This window comes from Kribbella sp. NBC_00662 (assembly GCF_041430295.1).
GTDB lineage: Bacteria > Actinomycetota > Actinomycetes > Propionibacteriales > Kribbellaceae > Kribbella.
On record NZ_CP109029.1, the window covers coordinates 4,083,912 to 4,096,783 of the forward strand.

9 protein-coding genes are annotated in these 12,872 nt (G+C 68.7%); 8 read left to right on the plus strand and 1 reads right to left on the minus strand.

What is annotated here, in order from left to right; genetic code table 11:
* Window positions 1-43 precede the first annotated feature (43 nt).
* Window positions 44-1,837, minus strand: a complete 1,794-nt coding sequence (locus tag OHA10_RS20620; RefSeq protein WP_371407862.1) for an ABC transporter substrate-binding protein — start codon at window positions 1,835-1,837, stop codon at window positions 44-46.
* A 166-nt stretch (window positions 1,838-2,003) separates the two neighbouring features.
* Between OHA10_RS20620 and OHA10_RS20625 the strand changes: the two genes are divergently transcribed.
* From OHA10_RS20625 to OHA10_RS20660, 8 genes are all read left to right on the plus strand, one after another.
* The gene (locus tag OHA10_RS20625; protein ID WP_371407863.1) at window positions 2,004-2,687 is read left to right on the plus strand and encodes a response regulator; all 684 of its coding nucleotides are present in this window, start codon (window positions 2,004-2,006) and stop codon (window positions 2,685-2,687) included.
* A 2-nt stretch (window positions 2,688-2,689) separates the two neighbouring features.
* Window positions 2,690-4,099: an ATP-binding protein gene (locus OHA10_RS20630; RefSeq protein WP_371407864.1), complete on the plus strand. Its 1,410-nt coding sequence runs from the start codon at window positions 2,690-2,692 to the stop codon at window positions 4,097-4,099.
* A 115-nt stretch (window positions 4,100-4,214) separates the two neighbouring features.
* Window positions 4,215-5,813, plus strand: coding sequence for an ABC-F family ATP-binding cassette domain-containing protein (locus tag OHA10_RS20635; protein WP_371407865.1), 1,599 nt, complete (start codon window positions 4,215-4,217; stop codon window positions 5,811-5,813).
* Window positions 5,814-6,164: 351 nt separating this feature from the next.
* Window positions 6,165-6,647 carry a hypothetical protein gene (locus OHA10_RS20640; RefSeq protein WP_371407866.1) on the plus strand — a complete coding sequence of 161 codons (483 nt, stop codon included), beginning with the start codon at window positions 6,165-6,167 and terminating at the stop codon, window positions 6,645-6,647.
* Window positions 6,648-6,665: 18 nt separating this feature from the next.
* Complete coding sequence (locus OHA10_RS20645) at window positions 6,666-7,820, plus strand: sensor histidine kinase (protein ID WP_371407867.1); 1,155 nt, start codon at window positions 6,666-6,668, stop codon at window positions 7,818-7,820.
* Window positions 7,817-8,449, plus strand: a complete 633-nt coding sequence (locus OHA10_RS20650; protein ID WP_371407868.1) for a response regulator — start codon at window positions 7,817-7,819, stop codon at window positions 8,447-8,449. Before OHA10_RS20645 ends, OHA10_RS20650 begins: the two co-directional genes overlap by 4 nt.
* Before the next feature lie 58 nt (window positions 8,450-8,507).
* A complete protein-coding gene (locus OHA10_RS20655; protein ID WP_371407869.1) occupies window positions 8,508-9,563 on the plus strand; it encodes a HoxN/HupN/NixA family nickel/cobalt transporter in 1,056 nt (351 codons plus the stop codon).
* A 98-nt stretch (window positions 9,564-9,661) separates the two neighbouring features.
* On the plus strand, window positions 9,662-12,802 hold the full coding sequence (locus OHA10_RS20660; RefSeq protein WP_371407870.1) for a hypothetical protein: 3,141 nt from the start codon (window positions 9,662-9,664) through the stop codon (window positions 12,800-12,802).
* Window positions 12,803-12,872: the final 70 nt, after the last annotated feature.

The following is a 12,872-nucleotide window of genomic DNA, read 5'->3' on the forward strand; positions in this document are numbered from 1 at the left end:
GCCGCCGCGACGGAGTCTCGGCATTCAATGCAGCCATGAGGTCTTAGCCGCCCTGCTTGTCTTTGGACAGCCAGACGTTCGTCGGGTCGTAGTTCTGCATCGACGGGACGTAGACGGCGTTGTGCACCTGCTCGGCGTGGTAGTTCGCCTGCTTGTTGCTGGTCAGCGGGTAGAACGCGGCCTGGTCCATCACCCGGGCGTCGGCCTTGGCCCACAGGTCGGCGGCCTGGTCGTCGGTCGGCGCCGCGATCGCCTGCTTGATCAGCGTGTTGGTCTCCGGGTCGTTGTAGAGCCCGAAGTTGCTGCCGACCGGCGGGAACGACGGCTCACCGGAGAACAGCGGGTTGAAGAACGACAGCGCCGCGTTGCCGTACCAGTCGGCGCCCCAGCCGGCCAGCGACAGGTCCCAGACGCCGCGCTGGGCGACGGTCGGCACCTGCAGGTACTTCACGTAGAAGTCCGCGTTCGGCGACGGTACGCCGACGACCGTGATGCCGACCTTGGACAGGTCCTGCTGGATCGTCTGGAAGGACTTGCTGCTGCCCTCGGTCGCGTTCCGGTACAGGAACTTCAGCGTCAGGTGCGGGAACCCTGCCTCGGCGAGCAGCTGCTTGGCCTTGTCGGGGTTGTACGGGTACGGATCGATCTGCTTGGAGCCGAGGATCACGTCCGGCAGCACGTGCGTCAGCGGCGGGTTCAGCGTCTTGCCGCCGAGCACCTGCAGGATGTGGTCACGGTTGATCGCGAAGCTGATCGCCTGCCGCACCTTCGGGTTCTGCAACGCCTTGTTGTTGTTCGGCGAGACGGTGTTGTAGATGACGTACGGGTTCGAGCTGGAGGTGTCGCCGATGTTCAGCTTCGGGTCCTTCTTCGCCTGCAGCGCGGGCAGCTGGGACGGCGGCGGTGCGACGTCCCACTCCATGTCGGCCGACGGCGAACCGGTCTGCAGCTGCTGCTGGACCGAGTCCTGCGTGACGGTCTCGTTGACGACGATCTTGTCGACGTACGCCTTGCGGACCGGGTCGGTGGCCGCGTCCCAGGCCGGGTTGCGGGAGTACGAGATCGACTTGGTCGGCACCCAGGAGTCGACCTTGTACGGTCCGTCGGACGGGAAGTGGTTGCCGAGCTCGGTGCTGGCCGGCAGGTAGTTCAGCGATTCGACCGGAGCAGGGGAGAAGGCCGTCAGCGTCAGCATGCCGGTGAAGTACGCGGCCGGCTGGTTGAGGTGGAAGACGACCGTGGTCGCATCCTTGGCCTCGACACCCGGCAGCGGCGTCTTGTCGATGTAATCCTTGATCCCGGCGATCGTCTTCGGCGCCTTCGCGAACCCGTCGGCGAACGCCTTGTAGCCGACGATCAGGTCGGCGAAATCCGGGATGCCGCCGAACGGCTGGACCGGGTTCGCGGTGCGCTTGACGCCGAGGACCAGGTCGGCCGCGGTCACCTGACGCTCCGGCGAGGTGTTCCACTTCGCGCCGGGCCGGATCTTGATCGTGTACGTCTTGCCGTCCTTGCTCACGCCGCCGTTCGCGACGGTCGGGAGCTCGGTGGCCAGATCGGCGACCGGCGTGGTGTTCTTACCGCCTGGATCCGCGGGGTAGGTGAACAGCTGCCTGCTCCACATCCGCAGGTTCTGGTAGCCCACCGCGTAGTAGCTCAGGTTGGGATCCATGTAGTCGACATCGCCGGCCCCGAGCATGTTCAGGGTGCCGCCGGTGACCGGGGTCGCGGCGGTGCCTCCGGATCCGGATACTGTGCCGCCGTCGTTGCTACAAGCCGCGAGCAGGATGCTCGCGGCGGCGGCAAGGGATAATGCCGCCAGCCGTCTTCTGGCCATTGGTCCTCCTCCGGGACTCGATAGCGCCGAAGTTAGGACTTCCGGGCCGAGCCGGATCCGCGGTCACCGAACCGTCAAACAGTTGTCAATCGCCGCCCGCCGGAACATGACGGATTCATGACAGCCGTAACCGCCATTGCGCCCGCCCGTGAGCGACACTGGGTCCGTGGCACACAGCTTGCTGCTGGTCGACGACGAGCCGCGGATCCGGCGGGTACTCCGGCTTGCCCTGGAGGACGAGGGCTACGAGGTGGCGGAGGCCGCGAACGGGTACGACGCCCTCGCCGCGCTGCGCCGCGAGCCGCCCGACGTCGTACTGCTGGACCTGATGCTGCCCGACCGGGACGGATTCACCGTCTGCCGGGAGATCCGGCGGTCCAGCGACGTACCGGTGATCATGGTGACCGCGCGGACCGACAGCCACGACGTGGTCGCCGGGCTGGAGGCCGGCGCGGACGACTACGTGACCAAGCCGCTGGTCGCGAAGGAGCTGTCGGCCCGGATCCGGGCGCTGCTGCGGCGGGTCGAGCCGTCCAACGCGCGGCAGGCCGAGCTGGTCGAGGTCGGTGACCTGCGCATCGACGTACCGGGTGCCGAGGTGACGCGCGACGGCGAGACGCTGCCGCTGACCCGGACCGAGTTCAAGCTGCTCGCCGAGCTGGCCGGCGCCGAGGGCAAGGTGCTCAGCCGCGAGCAGTTACTGTCGAAGGTCTGGGGCTACGGGTACTTCGGTGACAGCCGGATCGTCGACGTACACATCCGGCGGCTGCGGCTGAAGATCGAGCGCGACCCGGCCAGCCCGAAACATCTCGTCACCGCCCGCGGCCTGGGCTACCGTCTGGTGAGCTGACCTTGCTGGGACGGTTCAGCCTGCGCAATCGCGTGATGCTGGCGTACGGGCTGTTGGCGCTCCTGCTCTCGACCGTCCTCGCGATCGTCACCTGGAGTGTGGTCTCCGACTACCTCAACAACCAGCGGGACTCGTCCGCGGTCACGATCACGTCGGACAACGCGGCGGCCCTGCGGTACGGGCTGTTCGGCGTACCCCAGCCGTGCAATCCGGCCCGGGTGCGGGGCGAGTGCCAGAGCCTGGAGCCGGTCGACGGGGTGCACGTGATGGACCTGCTGAACAGCCTGCCGTCCACGGATGCCGCGGCGTCGATGATGTACTTCGAGGGCCACTGGTACGCGTTGACCGGCAAGCCGTCCGACTTGCCGCCGGACCTGATCCAGACGGCGCGCGACGGGACCGTCGTGAGTCGCCGGATCAAGGTCAGCGGCCAGCCGGTGCTCGCCGTCGGCGTACCGGTCGGGCGGCCGGACGAGGCGTTCTTCGAGTGGCATCCGCTGACGGCCCTGGACAACACGCTGCTGAAGCTGAAGCTCACGCTGATCGCCGCGGCGATCGCGACCGCGCTGGTCGGGCTCGCGGTCGGCCGGCTGGCGAGCACACTGGCGCTGCGGCCGCTGGCCGAGCTGAATCGGGTCGCGGACGCGGTCGCGCGCGGAAAGCTGGACGCGCGCCTGCTGGCCGAGAAGGACCGGGATCTCGGCGGACTGGCGCGGTCTTTCAACCAGACGGCCTCGGCGCTGGAACGCCGGGTGGCCGCGGACGCGCGGTTCGCGGGCGACGTGAGTCATGAGCTGCGTACGCCGTTGATGACGATGCTCAACTCGATGCAGCTGATCCAGAACCACCGGTCCGAGCTGCCGGACGCCGTACGCGAGCCGGTCGAACTGCTCGGCGACGACCTGGACCGCTTCCGCCGGTTGGTGATCGACCTGCTGGAGATCTCGCGTGACGACGGTGGCGACCGGGGGAGCCGGGAGATCGTCCGGATCGCCGATCTGGTTCGGGCGGCGGCCGACGCGGCTGCCGGGCGCGAGGTGACGACGGTCGAGCCCGAGGCCGAAGGGCTCACGCTGCAAGCCGACAAACGGCGTCTCGAGCGGGTGATCGCGAACCTGGTCGAGAACGCGGAGGATCACGCCGGCGGGTGCAAGGGCGTCGGCGTCGAGGCCGGCGGTCTCGGCGTCATCATCACCGTCGACGACGCGGGCCCCGGCATCGCCGCCGAGGACCGGACCCGCATCTTCGAACGCTTCGGCCGCGGCGAAACCTCCGGCCGCGGCCGCGGCGTAGGCCTCGGCCTGGCCATCGTCGCCCGCCACGTCCAATGGCACCACGGCACCATCCAGGTAACCACCCGCCCCGGCGGCGGCGCCCGCTTCGTCGTCGAACTCCCCGCGAAAACCAGCTGACGCCACTTCGGCCCCCGGCTACTCTGGGCACATGGCTACTTGCCTCTGTGTCTAGCTGGCGCACTCCATCTGACAGGTGAAGTGCGTCTACTAGTATTCACGGAGAGTAACCACCATGATCACCGTTCGCGGTGTTGATATTCGTGTCGGCGCTCAGCTGCTGCTGGCCGATCTTTCGTTCACTGTCGGCGCGGGCGACCGCGTCGGGCTCGTCGGCCGCAACGGCGCCGGCAAGACCACCCTGCTCACCACGCTGGCCGGCGAACGCCGTCCCGCGGCGGGCGACATCGCCGTCACCGGGTCCATCGGCTACCTGCCGCAGGACCCGCGGGCGGCCGATCCCGCGATCACCGTCACCGATCGGATCCTGTCCGCGCGCGGCCTCGACACCGCCGTACGCGACCTCCGCGCGGCCGAGACCGCGATGAGCACCGCGACCGGCGAGGCGCAGGAGAAGGCGATGGCGGCGTACGCCCGCGCCGAAGCGGCCTTCCAGGCAGGCGGCGGTTATGCGGCCGAAGCAGAGGCGGCCCGGCTCGCGGCCGGCGTCGGCCTGCCCAACCGCGCCCTCGAGCAGCCGGTCGGCCACCTGTCCGGCGGTCAGCGCCGCCGGGTCGAGCTGGCCCGGATCCTGTTCGCGCAGCACGACATGCTGCTGCTCGACGAGCCGACCAACCACCTAGACGCCGACTCGGTGCTCTGGCTGCGGCAGTTCCTGCTGTCGTACCCGGGCGGCCTGATCGTGATCAGCCACGACCGCGAGTTGCTCAAGGCAACGGTCAACCGGGTCTTCCACCTCGACCCGCAGCGGCTGACCATCGACATCCACAACACCGGCTGGAAGAAGTACCTCGAACAGCTGGACGTGGACGAGCGCCGCCGGCACCGCGAGCGTGCGGTCGCCGAGCGCAAGGCCGCGGTCCTGCACGCCCAGGCGGCGAAGATGCAGGCCGGCGCCAGCACGGCCATGGCGGCCAAGAACATGGCCCGTCGCGCGGACAAGCTCCTCTCCGACCTCGAGCCGGTACGCCGCACCGCCCGCGTCGCCAAGATCCGCCTGCCCGCCCCGGCGCCGTCGGGCAAGACCCCGCTGTCCGCCGTCGGACTCAAGAAGGCGTACGGCGGACTCCAGGTCCTGAACGGTGTCGACCTGGCCGTCGACCGTGGCAGCCGGGTCGTCATCCTCGGTCTGAACGGCGCGGGCAAGACCACCCTGCTCCGGCTCCTCGCGGGCCGCGAACAGCCGGACGCCGGTCGCGTCGTACCCGGTCACGGCCTGCGGCTCGGGTACTTCGCCCAGGAACACGACACGCTCGACCTGGCCGGCACCGTCCGGCAGAACCTGGCCGCTGTCGCGCCCGGGCTCACCGACGGCGAGGTCCGCAACGTGCTCGGTTCGTTCCTGTTCAGCGGCGACGACGTCGACAAGCCGGCCGGCGTACTGTCCGGTGGCGAGAAGACGCGGCTCGCGCTCGCCGGGCTGGTCCACTCCAGCGCGAACGTGCTGCTGCTGGACGAGCCGACCAACAACCTCGACCCGGTATCGCGGGACGAGGTGCTGGGCGCGGTCGGCAGCTACCCGGGCGCGATCGTGATGGTCACGCACGACGAGGGCGCGATCGAGGCCCTCCGTCCGGACCGCGTGCTGATCCTCCCCGACGCGACCGAGGACCTATGGTCCGACGACTACCTCGACCTGGTCTCGCTCGCCTAACCCCCCGCCACGGGATGGGTTCACCCATCCCGTGGTGGGTTCCCTCCATCGCATGCGCCGGGGGAACCCCCAACGAGGTGGGTGAACCCATCCGGTGGGGGGTTCCCTCCACCGCATGCGCCCGGGGAACCCCCAACGAGGTGGGTGAACCCATCCGGTGGTGGGTTCCCTCCACCGGATGCGCCCGGGGAACCCACAACGAGGTGGGTGAACCCATCGCGTGGGGGCCAGGGGTCCACCCTGGGGTTGAGGAGCGAGGTCCACCCGGGTTTCACCTCGGGGCTGACGTTCGCGGAGCCGATTCCGAGGAGTGTTGTCATCAACAACAACTCCTCGGAAGGAACCACGCAAATGTCGGCCGTGATCGGTGTCTTGGTGGGTCTGCTGGTGCTGGTGCGCGTGATCGGCCGGCAGGTGACCGGTTCGCTCGTCACCCAGAAGTCGCTGTTCCTGATGCCCGTGATCCTGCTGGGCGTCGGTCTGCTCTCGCTCTCCTCGGCCGTCCACTCCGCGACGCCCGGCGAGATCGCGTTCCTCGTCCTCGACTGCGTCCTGCTGGCCGGATTCGGTCTCGCCCGTGGCGCCAGCGTCCGGCTCTCGCCGACCGACCAGGGCCTGTTCCAGAAGGGCACCGCGGCGACGCTCGTCCTCTGGCTGGTGACGATCGCCCTCCGGGTCGGTACGTCGTTCGCCTCGGCCGCGCTCTGGCCGCACAACAACTTCGGTACCTCGACCCTGGCGCTCACCATCGGCGTCACGCTCGCCGCGCAGAGCGCGATGATCTACCGCCGCTCGCTCGCCATGAACGTCCCGTTCGCCAGCGAGCGCGTGTGATCCGGGCATGATGAGGGCATGAACTCCAGGCTTGTGGACCAGGTACGGGATTCTTCCGTACCTGGTCTGCTGCTGCGGGCGGTGCCGAGCGTGCTGACCGTCATCTCGGTGGTCTTCGGCGCGCGGAACCACGACCAGCACCGGCTGCCGTACGGGATCATCGTCGCGCTCGGCGTCATCGTTGTGGTGAGCAACGTCTCGATGTTCTGGCTCCGGTACGGCGAGCCGCTCGGCCGTGCCGGGTACGGGCTGCTGGTGTTCGCGATCGCCGGCTCGCTGCTCTGGTACGCACTGCCGGGGAGCGCGATGATCGTCGCCCCGTTCTGGGTGACCCGGTCGGCGGTCAGGTACTACCGGCCGACCCCGATCGCGTGGGTGATCGTCGTGGTCGGGATCCTCGGCGCGAGCGTGCCGCTGTACATCACGACCCGGACCGGGACGGCCGCGCTGGGCACGGCGTTCGGAGTGGTGGCGCTGACGCTGGCCTCGATCAATCGCCGGACCCGCGAGCAGCAGCTGGAGGACCTCGAGGTGTCGCTGGCACGCAAGCAGGCGGCGATCGAGGAGCACGGCCGGGCCGCGGCGCTGGCCGAGCGGGCGCGGATCGCGCGTGACGTGCACGACGTACTCGCGCATTCGCTGGCCGGTCTGTCGTTGAGTCTGCAGGGTGCGCGGCTGATGCTCGTGCGGGACGGCGCGTCGGCCGAGGCGGTCGAGCAGGTGACGCGGGCGCAAGGGCTGGCGGCCGAGGGGTTGGCCGAGGCGCGGCGTGCGGTTGCGGCGTTGCGGGAGGACGCGGTCCCCGACGTACGCGCGCTTGGCGATCTCGTCACGGCGTACCGGCTGGAGAGCGGGGCTACGGCGGAGTTCGAGGTGGAGGGTACGCCGCGGGAACTGCCGGATGACGTGATGAGCACGCTGTACCGGACTGTGCAGGAGGCGCTCGCGAACACCCGCAAGCACGCGCCGGGCGCACCGGTTGAGGTCAAGCTGTCGTACGGCGACGTGGTCGGGCTGACCGTGGTGGACAGGCCGGGGAAGCGACCGGATCGGGCGGCGCCGGGCGGCTATGGTCTGGTCGGGATGCGTGAACGGGCCGACCTGGTCGGCGGATCGTTGGAAGCCGGACCCACACCGACGGGCTGGCGGGTCGAGCTCGAGGTGAAGGCATGACTGTGCGAGTGGTGGTCGCGGACGACCAGACCGTGGTGCGGGACGGGCTGGTCACGCTGCTCAAACTGCTGCCCGGGATCGACGTCGTCGCGGCCGCGTCCGACGGCCAGGAGGCGGTCCGGTTGGTGGCCGAGCACGACCCCGACGTACTGCTCGTCGATCTGCGGATGCCGACGATGGACGGCGTCGAGGCGACCCGCCAGGTGCGGTCGGATCACCCGCGGACCGAGGTCGTCGTGCTCACGACGTACAGCGACGACGACTCGGTGCTGTCCGCGCTGCGGGCCGGCGCCCGCGGCTTCCTGACCAAGGACGCCGACGCCGAGTCGATCGGCCGCGCGCTGGAGGCCGCCGCGGACGGTCAGTCGATCGTCGACGCCGAGGTGCAGCGCCGCCTGATCGAAGGCGCCACGGCCAAACCACCTGAGCCCACCGACACCGGCCTCACCCCACGCGAACTGGAGGTCCTCCGGCTGATCGCCGAGGGCCTGTCCAACACCGAGATCGCGAGGCACCTCGTCGTCAGCGAAGCCACCGTCAAGACCCACATCAACCACCTCTTCGCCAAAGCCGGCCTCCGCGACCGAGCCCAGGCCGTCGCCTACGCCTACCGCCTCGGCCTCGCCTGACATGCGACTAGGTTGCATCTAGGAGTGGAGCGGCGTTTACTGACGGATCGTGAGGCGGATGGATGTCAGTAGGCGCGAATGGGGCGCGGTGGGTGGGATGGCGGCGTTCGTGCTGCTGTTGCATCTGGTCGGATGGGGCGTGCTGGCGCTGATCGTGGCCCCGCGGCATTACCTGCTCGGGTCGGCCGGTGTGTTCGGCGTCGGGCTCGGCGTGACGGCGTACACGCTGGGCATGCGGCATGCGTTCGACGCGGACCACATCGCGGCGATCGACAACACGACCCGGAAGCTGATGGCGGACGGGCGTCGGCCGTTGTCGGTCGGGTTCTGGTTCTCCCTCGGTCACTCGACCGTGGTGTTCGTGCTGTGCTTCCTGCTCGGGATCGGCGTCCGCACGCTCGCCGGACAGGTCGCGGACGACTCGTCCCGCCTCCAGCAGATCACCGGCGTCATCGGTACGGCGGTGTCCGGCGTCTTCCTGTACCTGATCGCCGCGCTCAACCTCGCCGTACTGGTCGCTGTCGTCAAAGTGTTCCGCCGGATGCGCACCGGCGAGTACGACGAAGCCTCGCTCGAGCAGCACCTCGACAAGCGCGGTCTGATGAACCGCATCCTGGCCGGCGTCACGAAGGCCGTCACCCGTCCGTGGCAGATGTACCCGATCGGCTTCCTGTTCGGACTCGGCTTCGACACCGCGACCGAGGTCAGCCTCCTGGTGCTCGCCGGCGGCGCGGCCGCGTTCAGCCTGCCGTGGTACGCCGTCCTGACGCTGCCGATCCTGTTCGCGGCCGGGATGAGCCTGCTCGACACCATCGACGGCTGCCTGATGAACTTCGCCTACGGCTGGGCCTTCGCGAAACCGGTCCGCAAGGTCTACTACAACATCACGATCACCGGCCTGTCGGTCGCGGTGGCGCTGGTGATCGGCAGCATCGAGCTGATCTCGATCCTGACCGACAAGCTGCACATCGACCACGGCCCGCTGGCCGCGATCGCCGGCGTCGACCTCAACTACGTCGGCTACGCGATCGTCGGCCTGTTCGTCCTGACCTGGATCACCGCTCAGGCGATCTGGAAGTACGCCCGGATCGAAGAGAAGTGGTCGACCAACTGAGCGTCGCCCGATCGAACCGTTGACAGCCGGCCGCAGTTCGGGGTGTGATCTGCGAAAGCGCTTTCGCCTACTCGTGTAGATCGAAAATGAGGCCGCCCATGCTCGGTTCGTTTCGGAAGCTGACGGCAGTTTTGGCCGCCGGGTTGCTCGCCGCCACTCAACTCGTTGCCCCCGCGCAGGCCGCGGGTGATCCCGGGATCGTCTTCAGCAACCCGGTCGCCGCCGACGGCATCACCGCCTGGCCCGGCGACGCGGACAAGGTTCCGGAGCACGCCGCGTCGTCCCGGCTCGGGGTCCCGTGCTGGCAGACCAGCAACGATCCCAAGGATCAATACGTCTACCTGAATCTCGATGCGTCCCGGATCCCGGCCGGCGCGACCGACGCCGTACTCACGGTCAACTACTTCGACACCCCGGGCCAGCAGCTGACCGCGCAGTACGACAGCGTCAGCGCCGCGTTCACCCCGTTGCCGTGGTTCACGTTCCCCGGCAGTGGCGCGTGGGCGAGCACGCAGTTCCGGATGTCCAACGTCAACTTCCAGAACCGCGCGAACGGCGCCGACATCCGGCTGATGGCGAATGCGCCTGGTGGCGTCATCAGCTCGGTCTGCATCAGTTCGGTCAGCATCTCGTTCGCGGACACGACCGGCATCACGGTCACCAACCAGAGCCTGGTCTTCCAGCAGGGCACCGGCAGCGTCACGCTCACCTCGACCGCGTCATCGGTTGCCTGGAGCATCACCGACGACCAGTACCTACCCGTTGCCTCGGGCAACACCACGAACGGCTCGATCAACGTGGCAGCGCTCGGGCCGGGCTTCTACAACCTCCGCCTCACCGCCGGCGACACGGTCGTCGGTACGACGTTCGCCGTCATCGCACCCCTGCCCGCGGGGATCCAGTCTCCACAGGGCAAGTGGGGCGTGAACACGCACATGAACCACTACTACGACCTGAGCGGCGCACTGATCCGCACCCTCGCGCTGGCCGGCTTCTCGCACATCCGCGACAGCCTCGAATGGGGTCACGTCGAATCCGGTGCGCCAGGCAACTATTCGGTCGAACCGCAGTACGACGCGATGGTCGCGGACGCGAAGGCGAACGGCATCGTCCCGCTGCTGGTCACCGGCTACCGCAACTCGCTGTACGACGGCGGGCACACCCCGAGCACGCCGGCGGGACTGGCGGCGTACGGCCGGTACCAGAGCTTCTGGCTGAAGCACTTCGCCGGGACGACCGACGACATCGAGACCTACAACGAGTACTACCAGGCCGGCTTCAACGACAGCGCCTGCAGTATCACCGGCGCCTGCTTCGTCCAATTGATGAAGGCGGCGTACGAGCAGACCCACGCCGACAACCCGAACGCGAACGTCATCGCCGACATCGGGCCGAACAAGGGTGACACGTCCTTCCGCGACCAGATCCTGGCCCAGGGCGGGCTCGCGTACCTGGACTCGATCAACGCGCACATCTACACGTTCGCCGGCCCGGAAGGTGATCTGGACACCCAGATCCAGAGCCTGCGCACCGCGGCCGACGCGCACGGAGGCGCCGGCAAGCCGATCTGGATCAGCGAGCAGGGTTACCCGACCGCGCCGAGCTTCGGCGGCTCGATGCTCGACCAGGCCCGCAAGTCGATCCGCAACGACACGATCATGATCGCGAACGGCGTCAGCCAGTTCTACTGGTACGACGCCCTCAACGACGGCACGAACCTGGACGACAAGGAGAGCACGTTCGGCCTGCTGCAGGCTCCCGCCGGACCGATCGCCGGCATGGCGCCGAAGCCGGGCCTGGTCGCGAAGGCGACCACGATCCGCGCCCTCACCGGCCTCGCCTACAGCGGCCGCGACACGCTGGCAGCACCGCTCTACTCGTACCGCTTCGGCTCCGGTACGGCGACCACCCGCGTGCTGTGGTCGACCGGGACCGGCACGTCCTCGGTGCAACTGAACACCACCAGCCCGCTCGAGGTCACCGACATGTACGGCCACAAGACCACGCTGACGCCGACCGCGGGCGTGGTCACGATGACCGTCGACCAGGACCCGGTCTTCGTGAAGGGCGCGGCCACCGGCGTCGCCGTCACCACGACTCCGCAGGCAACGGTCGCCGCCGCCGACCCGTCGAACTCCCAGGAACCGACAGCGGTCACGGTGACCATCAAGGGCTCGGTGCACAACGCCGGTCCGGCGGCCGTGACGGTCGCGGGTCAGACCAAGAACGTGCTGGTGCTGCCCGGTAAGAACACCACTGTCACGATCCCTGTTCCGGCGAGCGACACCCTCGGTCTGCGGCATGTCGTCGCTACTGTCTCCCGACTCGGCAAGACCAACGCCCGTTTGGTCGCCTGGACCAGCGTCGAACCGGCAACGAAGATCCGGGTCGTCCCGCAGCTGACCGCGACGGCGCCGACCGGTCTCGGCGTCGAGCTCACCAACACCAGAGCCAGCTCGCCGGCGACGATCCAGGACCTGAGCTGGACCATCGCCGGCCAGCGCGGTACGGCAGGCGCGGGGCAGTCGATCGCACCGGGGCAGAAGGCAACGATCAGCATCCCGGTCACCGGCCTGGCGCCGTGGAAGGCCTACGCATACACCGTCGACCTGACCACGGCCGACGGCAACAAGGTCTCCGCCAAGGGCACCACGGCCTTCGATCCGGTCGTGCCCTCGGCAACGACTCCGGCAACCTCGATCAACCTCGCCACCGACGCCAGCTGGATCGCCTTCACCAGACCATGGGGCGGTGCCGCCGACCTCTCCGGTTCGGCCAACTTCCAGTACGACGCGACCGGCCTGACCATCAACGCGGCCGTCACCGACGACGTCTTCGCGCAAACCGAGACCGCGCCGAACTTGTGGCGCGGCGACAGCCTGCAGTTCGCGATCAGCAACGGGCTGCCCGGCGAGAACGCGACCGCCACCGAGCTAGGCGCCGCGCTGCTGCCGACCGGCCCTGCCGTCTACACCTTCGGTACGTCGGACGGCAGCCCGACCGGGACGACGCCTGGCGCTTCTGCCGCGATCACGCGTGCCGACGGTGTCACGTCGTACCAGGTGAAAGTGCCGTGGGCGGCGCTCGGGTTCGCCGCTCAGCCGACCGGACCGGCCGCGATCTCGCTGGCGCTCAACGAGAACGACAGAGCCGGCCGGGCCGGTGCGCTGCAGTGGGCGAGCGGCATCGTCACCGGCAAGACCACGACCTTGTTCCTGCCTGCGACATTCACCGGTTAGTTGTGTGGGGTGAAGAACATCCTCTAATCTCGATATATGAAGAGTTCTGCAGATGTGCAGGGGATGACCG

Coding starts and splice junctions, on each gene's coding strand:
- OHA10_RS20655 (WP_371407869.1), top strand. CDS start 8,508: ATGGATGTCAGTAGGCGCGAATGGGGCGCGGTGGGTGGGATGGCGGCG.
- OHA10_RS20660 (WP_371407870.1), top strand. CDS start 9,662: ATGCTCGGTTCGTTTCGGAAGCTGACGGCAGTTTTGGCCGCCGGGTTG.
- OHA10_RS20640 (WP_371407866.1), top strand. CDS start 6,165: ATGTCGGCCGTGATCGGTGTCTTGGTGGGTCTGCTGGTGCTGGTGCGC.
- OHA10_RS20650 (WP_371407868.1), top strand. CDS start 7,817: ATGACTGTGCGAGTGGTGGTCGCGGACGACCAGACCGTGGTGCGGGAC.
- OHA10_RS20620 (WP_371407862.1), bottom strand. CDS start 1,837: ATGGCCAGAAGACGGCTGGCGGCATTATCCCTTGCCGCCGCCGCGAGC.
- OHA10_RS20635 (WP_371407865.1), top strand. CDS start 4,215: ATGATCACCGTTCGCGGTGTTGATATTCGTGTCGGCGCTCAGCTGCTG.
- OHA10_RS20645 (WP_371407867.1), top strand. CDS start 6,666: ATGAACTCCAGGCTTGTGGACCAGGTACGGGATTCTTCCGTACCTGGT.